Annotated in this window: 20 protein-coding genes; 11 read left to right on the forward strand and 9 right to left on the reverse strand. The window is 72.2% G+C overall.

The window, feature by feature from the left end; genetic code table 11:
* The first annotated feature begins 105 nt into the window (after window positions 1-105).
* The 3 genes from OHB56_RS38375 to OHB56_RS38385 all read left to right on the forward strand — a co-directional run bounded on the left by OHB56_RS38375 (window position 106) and on the right by OHB56_RS38385 (window position 2,078).
* The gene (locus OHB56_RS38375; RefSeq protein WP_042172421.1) at window positions 106-348 is read left to right on the forward strand and encodes a DUF397 domain-containing protein; all 243 of its coding nucleotides are present in this window, start codon (window positions 106-108) and stop codon (window positions 346-348) included.
* Between the two features lie 186 nt (window positions 349-534).
* On the forward strand, window positions 535-1,440 hold the full coding sequence (locus OHB56_RS38380) for a universal stress protein (protein ID WP_406358505.1): 906 nt from the start codon (window positions 535-537) through the stop codon (window positions 1,438-1,440).
* 140 nt (window positions 1,441-1,580) lie between these two features.
* Window positions 1,581-2,078 (forward strand): hypothetical protein, encoded by a 498-nt coding sequence (locus tag OHB56_RS38385; protein WP_055597009.1) that lies wholly within the window; start codon window positions 1,581-1,583, stop codon window positions 2,076-2,078.
* Between the two features lie 83 nt (window positions 2,079-2,161).
* Here OHB56_RS38385 and OHB56_RS38390 read toward each other — a convergent pair whose 3' ends face one another.
* Together OHB56_RS38390 and OHB56_RS38395 are read right to left on the reverse strand one after the other, a co-directional pair.
* On the reverse strand, window positions 2,162-4,150 hold the full coding sequence (locus OHB56_RS38390) for an N-acetylmuramoyl-L-alanine amidase (RefSeq protein ID WP_406358508.1): 1,989 nt from the start codon (window positions 4,148-4,150) through the stop codon (window positions 2,162-2,164).
* 340 nt (window positions 4,151-4,490) lie between these two features.
* A complete protein-coding gene (locus OHB56_RS38395) occupies window positions 4,491-5,630 on the reverse strand; it encodes an aminoglycoside phosphotransferase family protein (protein WP_055597007.1) in 1,140 nt (379 codons plus the stop codon).
* 234 nt (window positions 5,631-5,864) lie between these two features.
* Here OHB56_RS38395 and OHB56_RS38400 point away from each other — a divergent pair, with 234 nt between their 5' ends.
* Complete coding sequence (locus OHB56_RS38400; protein WP_406358510.1) at window positions 5,865-7,358, forward strand: hypothetical protein; 1,494 nt, start codon at window positions 5,865-5,867, stop codon at window positions 7,356-7,358.
* Window positions 7,359-7,465: 107 nt separating this feature from the next.
* Here the strand turns inward: OHB56_RS38400 and OHB56_RS38405 are convergent, their stop codons facing one another.
* The 4 genes from OHB56_RS38405 to OHB56_RS38420 form a co-directional block, all read right to left on the reverse strand.
* Window positions 7,466-8,908, reverse strand: coding sequence for a PP2C family protein-serine/threonine phosphatase (locus tag OHB56_RS38405; RefSeq protein WP_406358512.1), 1,443 nt, complete (start codon window positions 8,906-8,908; stop codon window positions 7,466-7,468).
* 397 nt (window positions 8,909-9,305) lie between these two features.
* A complete protein-coding gene (locus OHB56_RS38410; protein ID WP_326751131.1) occupies window positions 9,306-10,400 on the reverse strand; it encodes a chemotaxis protein in 1,095 nt (364 codons plus the stop codon).
* 68 nt (window positions 10,401-10,468) lie between these two features.
* The gene (locus OHB56_RS38415) at window positions 10,469-12,049 is read right to left on the reverse strand and encodes an alpha/beta hydrolase (RefSeq protein WP_406358515.1); all 1,581 of its coding nucleotides are present in this window, start codon (window positions 12,047-12,049) and stop codon (window positions 10,469-10,471) included.
* 475 nt (window positions 12,050-12,524) lie between these two features.
* Entirely contained in the window at window positions 12,525-13,010 is a 486-nt protein-coding gene (locus OHB56_RS38420; protein ID WP_055597060.1) for a nucleoside deaminase, read from the reverse strand.
* 117 nt (window positions 13,011-13,127) lie between these two features.
* Here OHB56_RS38420 and OHB56_RS38425 point away from each other — a divergent pair, with 117 nt between their 5' ends.
* Complete coding sequence (locus OHB56_RS38425; protein ID WP_406358517.1) at window positions 13,128-13,952, forward strand: GNAT family N-acetyltransferase; 825 nt, start codon at window positions 13,128-13,130, stop codon at window positions 13,950-13,952.
* Window positions 13,953-14,150: 198 nt separating this feature from the next.
* Here the strand turns inward: OHB56_RS38425 and OHB56_RS38430 are convergent, their stop codons facing one another.
* The 3 genes from OHB56_RS38430 to OHB56_RS38440 form a co-directional block, all read right to left on the reverse strand.
* Window positions 14,151-14,414 carry a GlsB/YeaQ/YmgE family stress response membrane protein gene (locus OHB56_RS38430; RefSeq protein ID WP_326751128.1) on the reverse strand — a complete coding sequence of 88 codons (264 nt, stop codon included), beginning with the start codon at window positions 14,412-14,414 and terminating at the stop codon, window positions 14,151-14,153.
* 159 nt (window positions 14,415-14,573) lie between these two features.
* On the reverse strand, window positions 14,574-15,014 hold the full coding sequence (locus OHB56_RS38435; protein WP_326751127.1) for an SPW repeat protein: 441 nt from the start codon (window positions 15,012-15,014) through the stop codon (window positions 14,574-14,576).
* Between the two features lie 82 nt (window positions 15,015-15,096).
* Complete coding sequence (locus tag OHB56_RS38440) at window positions 15,097-16,080, reverse strand: LysR family transcriptional regulator (protein ID WP_326751126.1); 984 nt, start codon at window positions 16,078-16,080, stop codon at window positions 15,097-15,099.
* A gap of 137 nt (window positions 16,081-16,217) precedes the next feature.
* On the opposite strand from OHB56_RS38440, the gene OHB56_RS38445 reads away from it, so the two are divergent.
* From OHB56_RS38445 to OHB56_RS38470, 6 genes are all read left to right on the forward strand, one after another.
* Entirely contained in the window at window positions 16,218-16,301 is an 84-nt protein-coding gene (locus OHB56_RS38445; RefSeq protein ID WP_350851021.1) for a putative leader peptide, read from the forward strand.
* 177 nt (window positions 16,302-16,478) lie between these two features.
* A complete protein-coding gene (sfnG, locus tag OHB56_RS38450; RefSeq protein ID WP_326751125.1) occupies window positions 16,479-17,597 on the forward strand; it encodes a dimethylsulfone monooxygenase SfnG in 1,119 nt (372 codons plus the stop codon).
* 77 nt (window positions 17,598-17,674) lie between these two features.
* Window positions 17,675-18,892, forward strand: coding sequence for an acyl-CoA dehydrogenase family protein (locus OHB56_RS38455; RefSeq protein ID WP_326751124.1), 1,218 nt, complete (start codon window positions 17,675-17,677; stop codon window positions 18,890-18,892).
* A gap of 177 nt (window positions 18,893-19,069) precedes the next feature.
* Window positions 19,070-19,630: an NADPH-dependent FMN reductase gene (gene ssuE / locus OHB56_RS38460; protein ID WP_326751123.1), complete on the forward strand. Its 561-nt coding sequence runs from the start codon at window positions 19,070-19,072 to the stop codon at window positions 19,628-19,630.
* Window positions 19,627-20,820, forward strand: a complete 1,194-nt coding sequence (locus OHB56_RS38465) for an SfnB family sulfur acquisition oxidoreductase (RefSeq protein ID WP_406358521.1) — start codon at window positions 19,627-19,629, stop codon at window positions 20,818-20,820. Before ssuE ends, OHB56_RS38465 begins: the two co-directional genes overlap by 4 nt.
* 26 nt (window positions 20,821-20,846) lie before the next feature.
* Window positions 20,847-21,995: an LLM class flavin-dependent oxidoreductase gene (locus OHB56_RS38470; protein WP_406358523.1), complete on the forward strand. Its 1,149-nt coding sequence runs from the start codon at window positions 20,847-20,849 to the stop codon at window positions 21,993-21,995.
* Window positions 21,996-22,223: the final 228 nt, after the last annotated feature.

The raw sequence follows: 22,223 nt of genomic DNA on the forward strand, positions 1-22,223 counted from the left end.
AACCCGTGCCACCTCTGTGGAAAGGCACCCCTGACATGACCTGTCGGCGGCCGGAACCGATCGCTAGGCTGGCCGCGGACGAAGGACATCGGGAGGAGCACGGACGTGGCCGAAAGCACCACCCAGCAGCGACCGCTCACCGGCTGGGACAAGCCCGACCTGGACCTGAGCAACGCCCAGTGGCAGTCCAGCAGCCGAGGCCTGGGGGATGTACAGATCGCCTTCGTGGAGGGCTTCATCGCCATGCGGAACAGTGGGCGTCCTCAGAGCCCTTCCCTGATCTTCACCCCGGCCGAATGGGGCGCCTTCGTGTCCGGAGCCCGTGAGGGGGAGTTCGACCTGACGTGAGCAGGGCGGGTGTGCCCCGGGGCGCACCCGCCGGGGCCTGCCGGCCGGTGAGCGGAAGGACCGCCGGGCAGGTGTCGCCGCCGATCTTCTGGACACACGACCAGGGAGACTCTTCCGGGACCAGGGCCGGGCCGGGCCGGGCCGGCCCCGGAAAGTGAGCGCCGTAGTCCGGAAGTGAGGAACCCCATGAGCACTCAGCCGGTCGTCGCGGCGGTCGACGGTTCGGACGACAGTCTGCGCGCCCTGGAGTGGGCCCTCGACGCCGCACACCGGCGCGAGGCCCCACTGAGGGTGGCACACGTACGTCAGTACGCTCTCTGGGGGCGGCCCGACACGGCGCCCGCCGGACTTCCCGCAGCCGAGGACGACCCGGTCCTCGGTCTGGTCCGGGGCCGGCTGGAGGGCCGGACCGGCCTCCCCGCCGTCGACTTCGTCGCCCTGGACGGCGCTCCCGGCGCCGTCCTGCCCGAACTGGGGGCCACGGCGCAGTTGCTGGTGCTCGGCTCCCGAGGCCGCGGCGGTTTCAGCAGCCTGCTGCTCGGCTCCAACTCCCTTGCCGCGGCCCGGGATGCCGAATGCCCCGTCGTCGTGGTCCCCCGGCCCGGCCGGGACACCGGCACGTCCGCCGAGGGCGCCGGAGCAGGCCCCGGGGTCGTCGTCGGCGTGAACGTCGACAGCCCCGACGAGGCCACCCTCGCCTTCGCCTTCCGCGAGGCCGCCCTGCGCGGCACCGGGCTCCGCGTCCTGGCCGCCTATCCGTGGCCCCCGCAGACCTGGATGCTGCCGGGTGAGATGCCTGCGCCGCAGATCGACCAGAGCGCCGTCGAGCACGAGATCCGCGTCCTCGCCGACGGCTTCCTCGCCCCGCACCGCACACGGCACCCCGAGGTCACCGCCGAGATCCGGGTGCTGCCCGGAGACGCCGCCGGGCACCTGGTCGCGGCCTCCGAGGACGCCGGGCCGGTCGTCGTGGGACGCCACCGGCGACGCCTGCTGGCACCGGCCCGCATGATGGGCTCCGTCACCCAGGCCGTCCTGCTCCACGCGGCGAGCCCCGTCGTCGTGGTCCCGCCGGCGCCGCCGGAGGAGTAGCCCTCGAAACAAAGCCGCGGGTCGTCCACACGGCCGTCCCCGAGGACTGTCCGCAGGGCCGGCGACAACGGCGGCCCGGGTGGGCGTGGCGGGCGTCGCCCGGCCGTCCGCCCGCGGGCCCGGGCACGTACCATGGCGGCATGTCGTTCCTCCGCCGCCGCAGCGCCACTCCCGCCGGACCCGACTTCGACGTCCTGGCCATGGACCCGGGCGACTGGCCCGGGAATCTGGGCGCCGGGCTGCTGCCCGCCCCCGACGGCACCTGCCAGGGCGTCTTCCTGCGCTACGACCTGTTCGGCGGCCGCGGCCCCGCAATGATCATCGGCAATCTGCCGGAGGGCTCCCCGGCCCGAGAGGTCCCCGAGGGCGAGGTCCCCTTCGAGGTCGGACAGCTGCTGCTGGCGCTGGAGAACGACGAGGAGGTGACCGTGGTCGGCACCGAGGACGTGCCCGTGATGCAGGGCGACAACCTGCTCATCGTGCGCCGCGTGAAGCTCTCCGAGAGCCGGATCTCCTGCGTGCAGTTCGACCGCAGCGACCATGTGCTGGTCACCATCGCCGCCTGGGACCGTCCCATCACCGACGACCTGTACACCCTCCTCAAGCCGCTGCCCGCCGAACTGTTCCAGCAGGGCTGACCGGCCCGGACCGGCCCCCGGTCCCCGGCCGGGAACAAGGGCCGGGAACAAGGGCCGGGACCGAACGCCAGGGACGGCCGCCGCTACACCGTTCTCACCGTCACGTCCGCCGCCCGCACGAACGCGACCCGGTGGCCGAACTGGATCTGGTAGTACGGCTCCTTGCCCCGGACCACTTGGTGCGAGGACCGGTCGAAGGTCACCGCGTACAGGTACTCACCGGATACCTTGCCGCCGGTGACGTACTGCTGGCCCTTCAGCAGTGTGTACGGCAGCGGGGACACCTCCTGCGCGGGCACCCCCTCCGGGTAGGCGGCCTTCTCCGGGTAGGCGCGCCCGTACACCGGCACGGAGTCCAGGCCCTTCCTCGGGGTCACCACCCGGCCCGCGGCGGGCACCGCGGTGGGCCGCTCCTCCGGGTTCCTGAACCAGGCCTTCTGCCCCAGGTACCAGATAGCGGTCCAGTCGCCCCACCGGCCGGCGGCCGCGTACTGCTGGCCGGTCGACACCCGTGAGGACAGGTCGTTCACCCCGGTCGTCGGGTTCGAACCCAGGCCGATGTCCCTGATCAGGGCGGACTTCTCGTCGTGGTCGGAGTACAGCCGCACCGCACTGGACCCGTGCACCGCGCACGGCTCGCCCGCGGTCTCGCAGCCCGTGAACACCGGGCCGTGGGTGGCGTAGTCGGGGCGGATCGTCACCAGGCCGCCGTTCTTCCCGGCCGTGGCCTCGAACGGGCTGCCCAGCAGCTCGAAGTAGTGGGCCCAGTCCCAGTAGGGGCCGGGGTCCGTGTGCATGCCGGGCACGGTCGCCGCGGTCGTACCCGGCACGGTGTCGTGGCCGAGGATGTGCTGCCGGTCCAGAGGGATGTCGTACTTCGCGGAGAGATACCGCACCAGACGGGCCGAGGAACGGTACATCGCCTCGGTGTACCAGGCGTCCGGTTCCGCCAGGAAGCCCTCGTGCTCCAGCCCGATCGACCCGGCGTTGACGTACCAGTTGCCCGCGTGCCAGGCCACGTCCTTCGCCTTCACATGCTGGGCGATGTGACCGTCGGTCGAGCGCAGACTGTAGTGCCACGACACATAGGTGGGGTCCTGGACCATGTCGAGAACACCCTCCCAGGCGCCCTCGGTGTCATGGACGACGATGTACCGGATCGGCTGCGAGGCAGGACGGTCCGACAGGTCGTGGTTGCCGTAGTCGCCGTCCCCGAACTCCTCGTACGGCGCCGGGATCCACTCGCAGGACACCGTCACGGGACACTCCGGGGTGGTGGCGGAGCCGGTGGACACGGCCCGCGGACCGGTGCCGGGCAGTGCCGACCGGTCCGGGACGAGTTCCGGACGGGCGGCCAGGACGACCGGCTCTCCCGTGTCCGTGACCCGGTGCGCACCGGCGCGGATCACCTCGTAGACCTCGTCCGCGTACGCCGCCGCCGACGCGGCGTCGTCCGTGCCGGAGAAGCGGGCCACCGCGCCGTACCAGTCCGCCGGGTCCTCGCTCGGCGCCCCGCCGAGCTCCCGCTGGGCCTCGGCCAGCAGCGCGGCGCCGCCCGCCACGTTCGCGGCCGGATCGTCGCGCAGCCGCCCGGCGCTCAGCCCGGTCAGCTCGGCCGCCCTCGGCAGGGTGGCCAGCCGGTCCGGGAGGGACCCGGTGTGCGGCGTGCGGGCTTTTGGACGCAGCGGAGGCCGGGCGTCGTCGCCCCGGGGATCCTCCGTCCCCCCGTCGTGATGCGACATCGCCGCCAGCGCGGTGCGGGCGTCCGTGAGGTGCATCGGGCCGTAACCGCCGGTCACACTCGGCGCGCCGTCGTGCGTGTCCCAGCGGGACTGGAGGTAGGAGACGCCCAGCAGCACGCTCCGCGGCACCTCGTACGCGGCGGCCGCGGCGCCGAAAGCTTTCTGCAACCGGGTTCCGTCGGACGGGACGGCATCCGGCGGGGCAGCGGACGGGGCCGCGCCGAGCAGCGGCAGGGTGAGCGCCGCCGCGGCCAGGGCGCCGGCCGTACGGCGGGCAGGGCGGGCACCGGCGACCGGCGCACGGCCGGGTCGGGTGGGGGATCCTCGCAACGCGGTCTCCTGGGACGATCGGGCGGGACGGTCCGTACGAGCCACAGGGCCGTACGGGGGCCTGCGGTGCGTCTGTGCTACCGGCTGGCCGATGATCCGTCAATCATGCCCAGGAGAGGTGCGATTCCCCTGTCACCCGGGGGGCACGGGACTTTCGTGGCGGCGGCCCGGAGACCTGCGGTACGTCAGTGGCGTACACCGGTGGCGCCGGGAACGGGCCGTGAAATTCCGGGAACGTGCCGAACCGTGCCGAGACCCGTGGGGGAACGCACCGGGACGTGCGAAGGCCCGCGGCGCCTCCCCACCGGGAAGCACCGCGGGCCTTCGCACGTCCTGTGGGTCAGCGCGTACCGACCGCCGCGCGCACGGCCTTGCGGGCCAGCTGACAGTCGTCGTGCAGCCGCCGCAGCAGCAGCCGCTGCTCCTCGCCGGACGGCAGCGCGCCCGGCCGGGCCGCGTTCGGCGCCGCCGGGGGTGCGTCGTGCATCGAACGCTGCACGGCCGTCTCGTAGGTACGGATCTCACGCGTCAGCACCAGCATCAGGTTCACCAGGAAAGCGTCGCGTGAGGCATGGCCCGCCGACTGCGCGATCTGGCTGATCTGCCGCCGCGCCGCCGGCGCGTCCCCGAGGACCGCCCACAGCGTCGCCAGGTCGTACCCCGGCAGGTACCAGCCCGCGTGCTCCCAGTCCACCAGCACGGGACCGGCCGGTGAGATCAGGATGTTGGAGAGCAGCGCGTCGCCGTGACAGAACTGACCCATGCCGTGGCGCCCCGCCGCGTGCGCGATGCCGTGCAGCAGCTTCTGCAGATCGTCCATGTCCCGGTCGGTGAGCAGACCCAGCTCGTGATAGCGGGCGAGCCGCGCCGCGTAGTCCAGCGGGGTGTCGAACGTGCCGGCGGGCGGGCGCCATGTGTTCAGCCGGCAGATCGCGCCGAGCGCGGCCCTGATGTCCGCCCGTGGTGGTGCCTCCACCGGGTGCCGCTGCAGTGCCGCCACCCGGCCGGGCATCCGCTCGATCACCAGGGTGCAGTTGTCCGGGTCCGCCGCGATCAGCCGGGGCGCCCGCGTGGGCGGGCGGTGCCGGACGAACGAGCGGTAGACCGCTATCTCGTGCCGGAACCGCTCGGACCAGGCGGGCGAGTGATCCGTTAAGCACTTGGCCACCGCGGTGCTCCGGCCGGTCGTGCCGACCAGGAGAACGGACCGGCCGTTGCGGCGCAGCACCTGGACCGGCGCGAACTCCGGACAGATGCGGTGCACCGACGCGAGCGCCGAGCGCAACTGGGCGCCCTGGGGACCGGACAGGTCGAGCCGGCCGCTCAGCTGCTGAGGGCCGGAACCCGGAGCGCGCCGTGGCTTGCCCGCACCGAGCACGGGAGCCGCCTGGCGAGCGGGGGCGAGGTAGGGGCCGCTGTCCGCCGGACGCGGACGGAGCGGCCGGGGCGGGGCGGACACGGAGGACGATGCTGCGTACATGGGTGATACAGATCCCTTCGTGTGCCTGTGACGTCAGCGCACCACACGGCCCGGTCGCCCAGGCGCATCCTGGGGAATGCCCCGGCCGGGACCGGGTCGTGGTGGCGCATTCCTACTCGACACCCGATGACCCCTGGCACACCATCTGGCGCACCCTGGCGAACCCTGGCGAATAGTCGCTCGGCATCTTTCACCCGGCTACTGTCAACTCAGCCGAGAACCTGGGGGCTTGACGTGAGCGGACAACCCAACACCCGGCTCTCGGACCTGTTCGGCCTGGCCGGCTGGTCCAAGGGCGAACTCGCGAGGCTGGTCAACCGGCAGGCGGCGGCCATGGGCCATCCCCAGCTGGCGACCGACACCTCCCGAGTGCGGCGCTGGATCGACATGGGAGAAATCCCGCGCGATCCCGTCCCGCGGGTGCTGGCGGTCCTGTTCACCGAGCGTCTCGGCCGTGTCGTGACCATCGAGGATCTCGGTCTGGTCCGGCACGGGCGTACGGGGAAACGGCAGAGCGTCGGGAAGAGGGAACATCCCGACGGAGTGCCGTGGGCGCCCGAGCGGACAGCCGAGATCCTCACCGAATTCACGGGAATGGACCTCATGCTCAACCGACGCGGCTTGGTGGGCGCGGGCGCCGCGCTCGCCGCGGGATCCGCACTCACCGGCGCCATGCACGACTGGCTGCACACGGATCCCGCCCTGACCACCGACGCTTCCCGACTCGACCGTCCGCCGCACGCCGACTCCGCCGGGTTCGACCGGTACGAGGCCGCCCCCATCGGGTCCCAGGAGATCGAGGAACTCGAGCGTTCCGTGGAGGTGTTCCGTGCCTGGGACGCCGCCCGGGGCGGCGGCCTCCAGCGCAAGGCGGTGGTCGGCCAGCTCAACGAGGTGGGCGGCATGCTCGCCTACCACCACCCACCCCATCTCCAGCGGCGCCTGTGGGGCGTCGCCGCCAACCTCGCCGTCCTTGCCGGGTGGATGTCGCACGACGTCGGCCTGGAACCCACCGCGCAGAAGTACTTCGTCATCGCCGCGCACGCCGCCCGGGAGGGCGGCGACCGGCCGCGCGCGGGGGAGGCGCTGTCCCGCGCGGCCCGCCAGATGGTCCACCTGGGCCGGCCCGACGAGGCCCTGGACCTGCTGAAACTCGCCCACTCGGGCTCGGGCGAGGAGGCTCTGCCGCGCACCCGCGCGATGTTCCACACCATCGAGGCCTGGGCGCAGGCGTCCATGGGCAAGGGGCAGGCGATGCGCCGGACCCTGGGCCGGGCCGAGGACCTGTTCGTCTCCGACCGGGGGCCGGACCAGGAGCCGCCGGACTGGATGCAGACCTTCAAGGACGAGGATCTGTACGGCATGCACGCCCTGGCCTACCGCACGCTGGCCGAGTTCGAACCCGACGCGGCGGTGCACGCCCAGCACTACGCGGAGAAGGCTCTGTCCCTGCGCATCGACGGCCGGGAGCGGTCGAAGATCTTCGACCATCTCTCCATGGCCTCCGCCTGCTTCATCGCCGACGACCCGGAACAGGCCGACCGGTACGCGCGTCTCGCGCTGATGGCGATGGGCTCCAACTCCTCCCGCCGAACCTGGGACCGGCTGCGCGAGATGTACCGGCTCACCGCCGAGTACTCCTCGTATCCCAGGATCCAGGAACTGCGGGAGGAGATCAGGGCGGCCCTGCCCAGGCCGAGGGGCAAGGGGGACAGCGCCCGGGCGTAGCGGGGCCGGGGAGCACGGGAACGGCGGGGGAGCGCGGGTGCTTCGTCACGAGGCACGTGGTGTTTTCCGTACGAGGCCGCCGACGCCGGATCAGTGGCTCAGGAGCCCTACGAGGCAACCCGGGCGACGAGCACACAGGCGTCGTTCTCGCGTTGCCTGTCACCGAACTCCCGCAGGACGGCCAGCAGACATTCCTGCGCGGTACGGCTTTCCGCGAACTGCGGGGCCAGGCCGACCAGTCGGTGGGCGGATGCGGCTCCGGTCCGTCCGGGCACCAGCCCGTCGGTGTGCAGCAGCAGCAGGTCGCCGGCTTCGAGGGTCTTCTCGGCCTGCCCGTAGGAGGAGGCCGGGGCGGCGCCCAGCAGGACGCCGTCCGGAACGTCCAGTGCGTGCCCCGTCCCGCCGCGGAACAGCAGGGGGACGGGGTGCCCGGCCTGCGCCCACACCAGGGAGCGCGTCTCGGGCCGGTAGCTCAGGCAGAGGCCGCTGCCGAGGGCGGGCTGCCCGGTGGCGTCCAGTAACCGGTTGAGGCAGGTCATCAGGGGGCCGGGCTCGGTGCCGGACATCGCCATGCCCCGCATGGCGCCGATCAGCATCGCCATGCCCGAGGCCACGCCGACGCCCTGCCCGGTCAGCTCGCCGACACTGAGCAGGGTGGCGCCGTCGGGCAGTTCGAGGGCGTCGTACCACTCTCCGCCGGTCGCCGCACCCGTCGCCGACGGGAGGTGCCGGGCGGCGACGTCCAGGGTGCGGGGCCCCCTTCGCGGGAGCAGCAGGGAGCCGCGCCACGCCGGCAGCACGGCTTCCTGCAGCCCGACTGCGAGCCGTTGCCCGGTCCGCGGCGCGTCCTGCCCCCGGTGGTGCAGCGAGTCACGGGTCTCGCTGACCGCCCGTCGGCACCGGCGCAGTTCGCTGACGTCCCGCAGCACGGCCCACATCGAGGCGGTGCTGCCGTCGGTCCCGAGGACCGGTTCTCCCATCATGTGCACGGTCCGGACGCTGCCGTCCGGGCGTATCAGCCGGAACTCGCCGTCGATGGGACGGGCGTCGACGAGACAGCCCGTGACCATCGCCGTGAGTCTCGGCCGGTCCTCGTCGTGCACCAGCGACGGCAGCTCGTCGAGGGTGAGCGGCGGGGCGGCCGGGTCGCGGTCCAGGATGCGGTACAACTCCCCGGACCAACTGGCCTCGTCCGTCAGCAGGTTCCACTCGGCACTGCCGACCCGGCTGAGCAGGGGACCCTGCCCCGGCGTGGACTGCGTGGTGGGCGCGGGCCCGGCCGGCCCCGCGGGAGCGGCCGGCGCGGGTACGGGCAGCGGGCCGTCCCGCAGCTGGGCCAGGTGTTCGTCCAGGTCGTTGAGCTGGTGCAGTGCCAGGTCGTACAGTGCGCGCTGCCAGCGGCCTTGCGGGTCCGAGGTGTCCGCGGGGGTGCCGCGCCGTACGGCGTCCACGTCGCCCTTGAGCCGCCGGGTCTGCGAGATGAGAGCGTCGACCGGGCCGCGTCCTGGCGGCTGGGCTGTCGAGCGGTCCGCGGAGAGGTGGGGCGGCATGACGCACTCCGAATGTGGGACGGTTCGGGCCAGAGTCGGACGGGGGACCGTTACGACTGTGGCACAGCCCGCCACGCCCTGTAAGTGATTCGGCAAGACACCTCAAGGTCATGCCCATGGCACATGCCACGGTCTTCGCGGAGTTACTCGAGGGTATGTGCCGGATGCCGATCCGGCGGGCCAAATCCCTTGGTGCGCAAGTGACTTGATGAGGGTTCCGGTCGGCATCCGCTGCACGAGCACATGTTCGACGCGTAGGTGTTTGTTCACGGAAGCGACCCGTACCGACCTCGTCCCGGGGTGCCCGACCGGATTCCGGCCGGGCACCCCGGGACGGGACGGGCGCCTCGCGAGGGGACGCGCGGCAGCCCCTGGGAGCCCGCCCGCCCCGCCTCTCTCAGTACCGCAGTACGCCCGCGATCCGCTCCGCGTCCCCGAGGGCGCCGTCCGGGACGAAGCGGACCTCGGCGCCCGTCTCCAGGCACTGCTCGACCAGCTCGTCCACGATGTCCTCGCGGGCGTCCAGGTCGCCGGACTCGGCGGCGACCAGATGCTCCCCCGCTTCACGCACCGTCGCCCGGAAGTTCTCCTCGACGGCCAGCAACTGGACCCGCCCCTCTCTGGTGTTCTGCCACAGCTCGTCGACCCCGGCCGCGAACCTCTTGCGCCCGCGGGCCGTCTCCAGGGCCCGGCGGACGCCCTCGGTGCTCTTGCGGGCCTCGCTCTCGAGCACGGGGCGCAGGGCCTGCCACACCGCGTCGGGCGTGCCGTGCGCGAGACCGCCGTGCTGGACCTGCACCGCGTCCCGGGTCACACCGCCGGCCTCGCCCAGCAGGGACAGCGCGGCCGGCTCCCCGGTGATGTACAGAGGCCGCGGATGTTCACGCAGGATCGCGCCCATCGCGGTATCCGCCTCGCGCAGGAACCGGCGGGTGCCTTCGTCCCGGAAGGCGCTGGGCTGGTCGCCGACCTGCTCCAGGCGCTCGGGATCGAAGTTCTCCACGGCGCGGGTCAGCGGGAAGCCGCCGGCGTGCTCCTCGGTGACCCGGTCCGTGCCGCCGTTCCACAGCGTGACCCGGTCCGGGGAGACGGACAGCGCCCAGAAGGGGCGCTCCGCCGTGTGGGCGGAAACCAGGTTGCGGGTGAGGAAGGTGTCCGAGAGCACCACACGCTCCGGCACCGACCGGGCGAGCGACCACACCTGGTGCTCGCCCGGAGCGGCGAAGATGACCAGGCCGTCCTCGGCGTGCGCCAGGTCGACCTCGGCCAGGGCCCGGTCGAGCTGCAGCTCCACCTCTCCACGCCGGTCCCGGGTGACCGCCGGATCGGCCTCCAGCTGCTTCTTGGCCTCGGCCACCACATTGCGCAGCCGGACCGGATCCTGGGCGTTGAGAGGCTCGCGCCGGTGCGTCGGCGTCAGCACCGACACCGCGGGGTAGGGGCGCGGGCGGCGAAGCTCGGCAAGGGTTGCGGGACTCAGATCGTGCTCCATGACAGCACCATAGAGCCGAATCGCAGATCGGGCATTTGGGGCATCGGTTGCGCCGTCCGGGTGCGGACTCATGGGCGGGCGCCGTCCTCGGCGCCGCAGGAGCTGCCGCTGGGCGGCAGAGTTCCGTAGAGGAGGAAGTCATCGATCGCCCGGTGGACGCAGTCGGACGACCCGTAGCCGGTGTGGCCCTCGGCCCGGTTGTCCAGCACCACGGCCGACGGGCCGAGCCGTTCGGCCGTCTCCACCGTCCACCGGTACGGCGTGGCCGGGTCGCCCCGGGTGCCGACCAGCAGCATCTTCGGAGTGTCGACGTCCTTGACCTTCTCGCGGATGAAGTCGGTCCCCTTGGGACGGCCGTGACACATCAGCACCTGGGCGAGCCGGTGGCGCCCGAAGACCGGGGAGGCCTCCTCGTAGGCGGTGCGCAGCCGGCCGAGGTCCCGGGTCACCTGCTCGGCGGCCGGGCGGTCGGGATCGTCCGCGCAGTTCACCGCCATCAGCGCGGCCGGCAGATTGTCCAGCGGCACCTGCTCCTCGTCGACGAGCGGATCGTCGGCGCGATGCGGCAGGGGGAGTGTGACCCCACCGGTGGCGAAGGCCTCCACCCCGCGGGTGTCCCCGTCCTCCATCAGCGCCGCGAGTGCCCGTTGCAGTAAGGGCCACAGTTCCCTGCTGTAGAGGCCCTGGCCCAGGGCGACCACGAGGTCCTGACCGGTGAACGCGTAGCCGAAATCGGTCGGTACGGGGTTCTCGTCGAGCGAGTCGACCAGCTTCACGGCCGATTTCCTGGCCTTGCGCGGGTCCTGGCCGAACGGACAGGCGATGTCCTCGGTGCACCAGGTCAGGAAGTGCTCGAGCGCGGTCTGCTGGCCCCGTACGCTCGCCAGTCCCTGTTCGGCCAGCGGTTCGGTCAGCGTGTCCACCCCGTCCAGCACCAACCGGCCCACCTTCTCGGGGAACTGGGCCGCGTACACCGCCGCCAGCCGGGTTCCGTAGGAGAAGCCCAGGTAGTTGAGCTTTTTGTCGCCGAGCACCTGCCGCATGACGTCCAGGTCCCGTGCGACGTTCACGGTGCCGATGTGCGGCAGGACCGGGCCCGAGTGCTCGGCGCACTCGGCGGCCACCTCGCGCAGTTGGGCCAGCGTTTTCCTCGGATCGGAGATGTCCTTGCCGCCGGTGGCCTCCAGCGCCCGACCCGTGGCCTCCGTGCCGCAGCTGACCGGTGCGGATCGGCCGACCCCGCGCGGGTCGAAGGACACCACGTCGTATTCGTCGGTGAGACCCATGAACTCCTTGCCGCCGTGGGCGAGTCCGAGGACGCCCGAGCCGCCCGGCCCGCCGAAGTTCAGCACCACCGAGCCGCGGGGGTTCCCCGTGCCGGGGTAACGGGCGAGGGCCAGTTCGAGGGTGCCCCTGCCGGGTTCGGCGTAGTCGACCGGGACGGTGATCTTCCCGCACTGCAGGTCCTCGGGCAGGTCCGCGCCCTCGCAGGCCGACCACGTGATCCTCTGGTCGTAGAACCGGTCGAGGCCGGGACCGGGGCCTTCGGTGGCGGCCGCCGGGAGACCTGTGCCCAGCAGGGCCAGTCCGGCCGCCCCGATGACCGCGCAGCGCCGGACCGGGAGTCGCATGGAGAGCTTGGCCAGCATCGATGCCTCCAGGGGCGCCCCACAGCGGACCGGGAACCGGCGCCCTCGATCACGATACGGGGACCCCATCGGCCCCGCCTGTCGGCCGGACCGCACCCTGCCGTGCCCGGCCCGGCGCCCTGGGGTCCGTCACCCCCTGTGTCTGTGCGGCAGCCGGTGCCGGAGTTCGAGCGACGGGCGCTCCACGGAGTGAACGGTGTGCGACTTTCGGACAAGCCATGACCCGGTCGACGCACCCGCGTTCTCTCCGCCCCGGGACCCGAGGCGCACGCCGCCGCGCCGGCCGCCCCCGCCGGCTCGGCCGCCCTCGCCGAAACGGGCGGGGACCAGACCCTCCCGGTCCTCGCCACCGGAGTGGCGCTCTCCCTCGGCGGGAGCGCCCTGTACCGCCGCTCCCGCCCGGGAGCGGAAGCGGGCGCGCAGGCCTGAGGCCGACGGGGACAGGAGCCTTGGGGCGGCGACGCCCCGCGCCGGGTCAGCCGCCCGCGCGGTGGAACCTGTGGTGCAACTCCCGCACGGCCTCCGTCAACCCGGGGACCGGCCCCTCCACGGTCACACCGGGGGCGATCTCGCGCACGGGCAGCGTCCGCACCGGCGGTGCGGGCACGCCCAGCTCGGTGAGCCAGGACGCCAGCTGGGCGGAGGAGGCGACGTACACGATCCGGCCGAGGCCCACCCAGGCGTGCGCGGCGGCGCACATCGGGCAGTGCTCGCCGGAGGTGTACACCGTGGCGGCGGCCCGCTCACCGGGCGTCATCCGGGCCGCCGCCCAGCGCGCCAGCTCGAACTCGGGGTGCCGGGTACGGTCCCCGGAGGCCACCCGGTTGTGGTCCTCGGCGAGTACGGTGCCGTCACCGCCCACCAGGACCGAACCGAACGGCTCGTCCCCGGCCTCCAGTGCCTCGGTGGCCAGCTCCACGCAGCGACGCAGATACGGCAGTTCGGTGTCCTTCACGGCCATGGGGCGAGGCCTCTCTCCCGGGGAATGGGTCGACGGCAACCCTATGCGCGGTCGTCGGGCCGACGCGATGCCGAATCCTGTTGCCCGGCCGGGTGGGCCCGTGCTGGGGTGTGCCGTATGGATCACGCCGCGGTACTCGCCCTGTTCGACCGTGAGCTGCGCGAAGGCGCGCGGCCGGACGGCCCCGGCGCCCGCGTCGAACGCATCGGCCCGGTGGTGCGCCAGACCGCCCCGCGGCACGGCTGGAACGGCGTCGTCTGGTCCGGCCTGGGCGGGGCGGCGGAGACGGGGGAGCGGCACGAGGGCGGCCCGGACCCGCGCGGGACGGATGCGGACGGGGTGATCGCCGCGCAGATCGCGTACTTCACCGGACTGAACCGCGCGTTCGAGTGGAAGCTGTACGGCCATGATCTGCCCGCGGACCTGGGGCAGCGGCTCGTGGCGGCGGGGTTCACGCCCGGACCCGAGGAGACGCTGATGATCGGCGAGATCTCCGGGCTGCGCCTCGACGCCGAGCCTCCTGAGGGCGTCCGGATCGTACCCGTCACCGACCGGGCGGGCGTCGACCTGGTGGCCGACGTGCACGAGAAGGCTTTCCGGGGCGACGCCTCCCGGCTGCGGCACCAACTGCTCGACCGGCTCACCGCGGCGCCCGGCACCGTGGTCGCCGTGGTGGCCCTGGCCGGCCGGGAGCCGGTGAGCGCGGCCCGGATGGAACTCGTGCCCGGCACCCGGTTCGCCGGTCTGTGGGGCGGGGGCACCGTCGATGCCTGGAGGGGCAGGGGCATCTACCGCACGCTGGTGGCCCACCGGGCACGGGTCGCCGCCGAGCGCGGGTACCGCTACCTCCAGGTCGACGCCTCCAGCCAGAGCCGCCCGATCCTGGAACGCCTCGGCTTCGCCCCGCTCACCACGACGATTCCGTACGTGTACGGCCCGTAGCCGCACGTCGCACGTCGCACGCCCTGGTCACCCCGGGCCTCGCACGGACGCCCCTGGGGCGCACACGAACGGGTCCGGTGGGCCGCACCCTCGAGGTGCTCCCACCGGACCCGTTCCGGACCCGTTGTCCGTCATCCGTCCGCGTGCGTCCGTTCGTGCGTGTCCGTCCGGGCTTGTCCGCGCCGACGGCCCTCGCCGTCAGCGGCGCGCCTTCGCCCGGTCCAGCGCGGCCACACCGAACGCGGCGAGGCCGATCTGGATGAGCCATTCGACCCAGTCGACGCCCTTGGTGTCGGCCACCCCGAACGCCGAGGCGATCGCCGAGCCGATGAGCGCGGCGACGATGCCGACGAGGATCGTCCACAGAATGCCGATGCGCTGGCGGCCCGGGACCACGAGACGGCCCAGGACGCCGATGACTACGCCGATGATGATGGCACTGATGATGCCGCCGATCTCCATCTCGCCCCTCCTTTTCGGAACCTCCGCTGCAGCACTTGTGCCCGCGGACGGCCGGGGCAGTCCTCCCGCGGCCCGGCCTTTCCCGGTCCGGACAGGGGAAGGCCGGGCCGCGGGGACGCGGACCGGCCTGCGCTCGAGGGTTTCCTCCCGGGGTGCCCCCTAGGTCCTCGAGGTGCTCCTGGACGCCGTGCCGACGCACATGATACCGAGCAGCAGGGTCAGGGCGCCGATGACGATGTTGTTCCAGACGATGCCCGCGTCCGGGTTGGTGCCGACGATCCACGGGGACACGATCATCCACACGCCGAGGGCGCACATGGCTCCGCTGAGGCCGTACATGCGCGCCGGCGCGGCGGTGAAGCCGAGGGCGAGCAGACCGATCGCAATGCCGACGATCAGGTTGTGGGGCACGAGCGCGGGCTGGCTCGTCGTGTAGTGGAGTATCCAGGGGGACACCGCACAGTAGAGGCCGAGCAGGAAGACCGGCCCGTCCACCAGGACCACGTCACGACCGCCGAGCATGCGGTCGTACCGTGCCCGCATTTCTGGAGCATCGGGGTGGCTCGTGATGTCACCGCGGGGATGCGAGACGTTGGCCATGAGTCGTCTCCTTCGGCTAGCGGGCTTGACCTCTTCTGGGGTGGTATGCGGCAAGCGTCGCTTTGGCCCATTCTGCTCTTATTCAGCCTTTATGTGTAGAGGTCGGAGCGGGGGACCCGCCCCGAGCCGCCCCGTCCCCCTCCGCCCCGTGGGCCCGGCCGATACCGCCGCCCAGTCGCCGGGCCCGGCGCACGAAGGTGTCGTGCAGGGCGCGGGCCGCCAGCGGTACGGCTTCCGACCTGCGCCTTCGCAGCATGAGCAGCACCCGCGCCCGGTCGCCCGCCAGTGGCCGGCACACGATCGCACCCTGCCGCTCCAGCGGATCCCCGACGACGCTGAACTCCGGCAGGACCGTCACGCCGAGCCCTTCGGCGACCATCAGCTTGCCCATCTCCGCGCCGTCGGTGGAGTACGCGAACGCCGGTGAACGGCCCTCCAGAAGCCGGTGCACATAGCGGTGCATCACATAGCCCGAGCGCATCGCGATCAGGGGCTCGGTGAGCAGCTCGTCCGTCGACACCTCCGCCCGTGCCGCCAGCGGGCTGTCCGCCCGCAGACACACCACGGGCCGACCGCGCAGCAGCTCGACGGACTCGAACTCGGCCGGCATGTCGTCGCCCTCCAGATGGTTCACCAGCCCGAGGTCGAAACCGCCCTCCAGCAGCGCCCGGTGGATGTCCGACTGCTGCGCGCCGACCACCTCGACCTGGGTGAGCGGATGCTCGGTCCGGAACTCCCGCACGACCGGCATCAACAGGGACACGGTCGCCGCGTTGACCGTGCCGACGCGCACCATCCGCCGGATGCGGTGCTGTTCGCCCGCTGCCGCGCGCAGCCGGTCCACGGCGTCCAGGATGTCGACGATGTGGGGCAGCAGCTCCTGCCCCGCCGCGCTCATCGTCGCTCCGGAGCGCTTGCGTTCCAGGAGATCCACACCCAGTTCGCGTTCCAGATTCCGTACGGTCTCGCTCAACGCGGGTTGGGAGAGCCGCAGTTCCTCCGCCGCCCGGCGCAGCGAACCCAGCCGGGTCACGGCCGCGATGTATTCCAGCTGTTCCGTTCGCATGGCGACAGAATGGGGATGCATTACCGGCCTGTTCAAGGGTTTCCCTGTCACATGTTCGTGAAATTCAATGGTCCGTCATGCGAGAACGGTCGGGTTTTCCTTGACGGTGGCGACCGAGGGCTGCCACGATCGACGGCATGACGAAGCGACTGGACCTCACGCGGCGACGCCACGTCGACCTCGCGCGCGTTTCCAGCGCCTCCTGTCGCGTCGCGGCCTGATCCACCCGATCCGCCGCCCGTTCCGCACGTCGTAGCCGCCTTCGGGCCACCGGGCGTGCTCTTCCCCCCGCACCGTCCGGACTCCGCGCACTTTCGCGCCGAGTGAATTCGGCGTGCTCGCACACCTGCCTCACACCCTGACTTGCACATCTCTGCATTTCGCAACAGGAGTTCCGCATGCCCGCAGATCCCGTGAAATTCGCCTACTGGGTCCCCAATGTCAGCGGCGGCCTGGTCACCAGCACCATCGAGCAACGTACCGACTGGGGATACGAGTACAACCGGGAACTCGCTGTCCTCGCCGAGAACAACGGCTTCGACTACGCCCTCAGCCAGGTGCGTTACATGGCCAGTTACGGTGCCGAATACCAGCACGAGTCCACCGGTTTCAGCCTCGCGCTGCTGCTGGCCACCGAGCGTCTGAAAGTCATCGCCGCCGTCCACCCCGGGCTCTGGCACCCGGGTGTCCTGGCGAAGTTCGGTGCGACCGCCGACCATCTGTCGAACGGCCGCTTCGCGGTCAACGTGGTCAGCGGCTGGTTCAAAGGCGAGTTCACCGCCCTCGGCGAGCCCTGGCTGGAGCACGACGAACGCTACCGCCGCTCCGAGGAGTTCATCCGCGCCCTGCGCACCATCTGGACCGAGGAACACGCCGAACTCGCCGGTGACTTCTACAGGTTGCGCGACTTCTCGCTCAAACCCAAGCCGCTGAGCACACCGGGGCGTCCGCACCCGGAGATCTTCCAGGGCGGCAACTCCACCGCCGCCCGCGCCATGGCCGGCCGGGTCTCCGACTGGTACTTCTCCAACGGCCGGAACCACGACGGGGTCGTCGAACAGATCACGGACGTCCACCGGGCCGCTGCCCTGGCCGGCCGCAGGCCCCCGAAGTTCGGCCTCAACGGATTCCTCATCGCCCGCGACACCGAGGCAGAGGCCCGCGACACCCTCCGGGAGATCGTCGCCAAGGCCGACTCCGAGGCCGTCGAAGGCTTCGGAGCCGCCGTCAAGCAGGCCGGCAGGTCCACGGCCGACGGCAAGGGCATGTGGCAGGACTCCACGTTCGAGGACCTGGTCCAGTACAACGACGGCTTCCGCACCGGGCTGATCGGCACCCCGGAGCAGATCGCCGAGCGGATCGTCGCCTACAAGCGGCTCGGCGTGGACCTCTTTCTCCTCGGCTTCCTGCACTACCACGAGGAGGTCGAGTACTTCGGCCGCCGCGTCCTGCCCCTGGTGCGCGAACTGGAGGCGACCCTTCCCGCCGTCACCGGCTCCGTGCCCGTACGCGCCTGACCGTCCCCGCGCACAACCCCCGCGCACAACCCCCACGCACACCCCCCGAGAACACGCCGACGAGAAAGGCCGAACCGATGAGCACCACCACACCCGCCGACTGGCACGTCCGCCCCGCTCCGCGCACCGCCGAGGACTGGATCGCCCGCGCCGCGGCCGTCGCCGCCGTCCTCGCCACGGATGCCGCCGCCCGCGACCGTGCGGGCGACACTCCGTACGAGGAGATCAGGCTGCTGAAGGACTCCGGCCTCGTCACCCTGCTCGGCCCCGTCGAGCACGGCGGCGGAGGTCAGAACTGGATCACCGCCTACCGGGTGATCCGGGAGATCGCCAAAGCCGACGGTTCCCTCGGCCAGCTCCTCGGCTACCACTACCTGTGGAACTGGGCGGCCCGGCTGGTCGGCACCCGTGAGCAGTGGGAGCACGTGGAGGCGGAGGCCGCCCGGAACCGCTGGTTCTTCGGCGGCGCCGTCAACCCGCGCGACCGGGACGTCGTGGTCACCGAGGACGGCGACGACCTGGTCTTCACCGGCCGCAAGTCCTTCTCCACCGGCAGCAAGGTCTCCGACGTCACCGTTCTGGAGGGTGTCCTGGAGGGGACCGACCGGCACGTCTTCGCGATCGTGCCCTCGGACAGCGCGGGACTGACCTTCCACGACGACTGGGACAACATCGGCCAGCGGCTCACCGAGAGCGGCAGCGTCACCATCGACGGGGTCCGCACCCCCTGGACGTCCGCGGCCGGATACGTCGACAAGCAGTTCCGGCCGCGCGTCTACAACACCCTCAACGTCCCCACCATCCAACTGGTCTTCGTCAGCTTCTACCTCGGCATCGCGGCCGGCGCGCTGGAGACGGCGGCCACCTACACCCGTACCAGGACCCGGCCCTGGCTGCACGGCGGCCACGACCGCGCGGTCGACGAGCCGTACGTCGTCGACACCTACGGCGACCTCACCGCGAAGCTGTGGGCGGTCGAGGCCCTGGCCGACGCCGTCGCCGCCGAGGGACAGAGGCTGCACGACGACCCCGACGCGGTCACGGAGCAGGCGCGCGGCGACTTCGAGGTGCGGGTCGCCGCGGTCAAGGCCCGCGCCACCGATACCGCCCTGGAGATCGCGAGCCGCGTCTTCGAGGTGACCGGCGCCCGCTCCACCACCACGGCCGAGGGACTCGACCGGTTCTGGCGCGACATCCGCACCCACACGCTGCACGACCCGGTCGCCTACAAGCGCCGGGAGGTCGGACGCTGGGTCCTCGAGGGCGAACTGCCCGAACCCACCTGGTACTCCTGACGCTCCGGGGCGCCCGCGGGTCGCGGGCGCCCCGCGCCTCCCGGCCCCCGCGCCTCCCGGCCCCCGCGCCTCCGCACCTCGTGGTCTCCGGGTCCACCGAAAACCTCACGGGCCTGCGTGAGCCCAGAGTCGTGAGCCCCGAGCCTTCCGCATCCCGAGCCTTCCGAAAGAGGACCCATGGCCACCGTCCTGTCCGTCTCCGGCAGTCCCTCCGCCTCCTCCCGTACCAACAGGCTGCTGCGCCACCTGGACCAGCGGCTGACCGCGCAGGGGCACGAGGTGATCCCGCTCGACGTGCGCACCCTCCCCGCCGAGGCGCTGCTCGGCGCGGACTTCCGTCACCCGGCCGTCGTCGAGGCCGCCGAACTGTTCGCCCGTGCCGACGGCGTGGTCGTCGGCACTCCCGTCTACAAGGCGTCGTACTCCGGTGTCCTCAAGGCGCTCCTCGACCTGCTGCCGCAGTACGCGCTGACCGGCAAGACGGTGCTGCCGCTGGCCACCGGCGGTACCACCGCCCACGTCCTGGCCATCGACTACGCCCTGCGCCCGGTCCTGAACTCCATGGGCGCGGCCCACATCGTGCAGGGCTGGTTCACCCTGGACAAGGACATCACCGTGCACGACGACGGCTCGCCGGCCGTCGCCCAGGGCGCCGCCGAGGCACTCGCCCAGGTGGTCGACCAGTTCTCGGCGGCCCTGCGCTCCGCCGCCCCGGCGACGCTGGCGGTCGCGAGTTGACCGGGGGCACCGCACACGTCGTCGCCGACGACGCGGAAGCGCTCGCCGTCGCCGCCGCGCTGGCCGAGGAGTTCCGTGCGGAGGCCTCCGCGCGCGATGCCGAACGCCGGCTGCCGCGTGCGGAGGTGGACCGGCTCGCCTCGTCCGGTCTGCTCGCCGTCACCGTCCCGGCCGAGTACGGCGGGGCGGACGTGAGCCAGGAGACCCTGACGGAGATCTTCCGGCTGCTGGCCGCGGCGGACGCCAGCCTCTCCCAGATCCCGCAGAGCCACTTCGTCTACGTGAATGTGATCCGTCGACAGGGAACCGGTTCGCAGCGCGCGTTCTTCTTCGCGGAGCTGCTCGCGGGCCGGCGCCTCGGCAACGCCCAGTCAGAGGCGGGCACCCGGCACGTCCAGGACATCCGCACCCGCCTGGAGCCCCGGCCGGACGGTTCGTACGTCCTCAAGGGCGTCAAGCACTACGCCACCGGGGCCCTCTACGCCGACTGGATCCCCGTCCTGGCCCGCGCCGAGGACGACCATCTGCACGTCGCCTTCGTCCCGCGGGACGCACCGGGCCTCACCGTGACCGACGACTGGGACGGCATGGGGCAGCGGACCACGGCCAGCGGCACCGTGCGCCTGGACGGTGTCCCGGTGGCCGCCGATCGGATCTTTCCGCACCATCTCACCTTCCAGGGCCCGCAACTGCACGGAGCAGTGGCCCAGTTGCTGCACGCCGCGATCGACGCGGGAATCGCCGGGGGAGCACTGGCGGAGGCCGCCGAGTTCGTCCGGACGAAGAGCCGTCCCTGGTTCGAGAGCGGCTTCCACGCCGCGGCCGAAGATCCCCTGCTCATCCAGCGGTTCGGTGAACTCGCCGTACGCGTACGCGCGTCGGAGGCGCTGCTGCGGGAGGCCGCCCGCGCCGTGGACACCGCCCGCTCCGGTCTCACCGACGCCTCGGCCGCCGAGGCGTCCATCGCGGTGGCCGCCGCGAAGGCGCACGCCGCCGACACCGCGGTCGAGGTGGCCGGCGCGCTCTTCGAGGTCGCCGGCACCCGTGCGGCCCTCGACTCCCTGAACCTGCACCGGCACTGGCGCGACGCCCGCACCCACACCCTGCACGACCCGGTGCGCTGGAAGATCCAGCACATAGGCCGGTACGTGCTGAGCGGAACCCCGCCGCCCCGCCACGGCCTCCTCTGACGAACGCACTTGATCGGAGCCCCCTCGTGTCCCTCACCTTCCACTGGTTCCTGCCCACCAACGGCGACAGCCGCCATGTCGTCGGCGGCGGCCACGGCACCCCGGCGTCGGTCTCGGGCCGGGACCGGCCACCGACCGTCGCCTATCTGAGCCGGATCGCCGGTGCCGCGGAGCAGCTCGGTTTCGTGGGTGCCCTGACCCCCACCGGCGCCTGGTGCGAGGACGCCTGGCTGACCACCGCCATGGTCAGCCGGCACACCGAACGGCTGAAGTTCCTGGTCGCCTTCCGGCCCGGGTTCGTCTCGCCCACACTCGCCGCGCAGATGGCCTCCACCTTCCAGCGGCAGACCGGCGGACGCCTCCTGCTCAACGTCGTCACCGGCGGCGAGAGCCATGAGCAGCGCGCCTACGGCGACTTCCTCGACAAGGACGCCCGTTACCGCCGTACCGACGAATTCCTCCGGATCGTAAGGGACTTGTGGGATGGTGAGACCGTCAGTCTGGACGGGGAGCACCTGAATGTGCAGGACGCGTCCCTGGTCCGGGTGCCCGACCCGGTGCCCGAGGTGTATTTCGGCGGGTCCTCGCCCGCCGCCGTGGAGGTGGCCGCCCGGCACGCCGACGTCTACCTCACCTGGGGCGAGCCGCCCGCGCAGGTCGCCGAGAAGATCGAACGGGTGCGGTCGGCCGCCGCCCGCGAGGGCCGCACCCCGCGGTTCGGCATCCGGCTGCACGTCATCACCCGCGACACCGCCGAACAGGCCTGGTCCGAGGCGTTCCGGCTGCTCGACGGATTTGACCGGGAGACCGTGCGCTCCGTCCAGGCCGGGCTCGCCCGGAGCGAGTCCGAGGGGCAGCGGCGCATGCTCGCCCTGCACGGCGGCAGCCGGGACGGGCTGGAGATCCACCCCAACCTCTGGGCGGGTATCGGGCTGGTGCGCGGCGGCGCGGGCACCGCCCTGGTCGGCGGCCACGACGAGGTCGTCGAGCGGATCAAGGAGTATCACGCCCTGGGCATAGAGGAATTCATCCTCTCCGGCTATCCGCACCTGGAGGAGGCGTACTGGTTCGGCGAGGGCGTCCTGCCCCGCCTCGCCGCACAGGGACTGTGGCGGCACCCCTTCCAGGAGGGTGCGGAACCCGCGGTATCCACTCAAGTGCCCTTCATGAGGTAGGAGTTGACGTGCGGGGTGCGCGTGACGGGAGGTCGGTGGGCCTTCCTGGACGGGGCGGAAAGGCCGGCCGGTCCATAGCTTGACTGGTACAGACCAATACGATTAAGTGTGCCCGACACCCCCCACCACGGCCGCCCCCCACACCGTGGCCGGCTCAGCCGGCGCGCGTGCGGCGACAGTTCGCTCAGGCATGTCCCCGCCCGGGAGCGGCCGTGTCCCGCAGAGGAG

This window comes from Streptomyces sp. NBC_01635 (assembly GCF_045209715.1).
GTDB lineage: Bacteria > Actinomycetota > Actinomycetes > Streptomycetales > Streptomycetaceae > Streptomyces > Streptomyces hirsutus.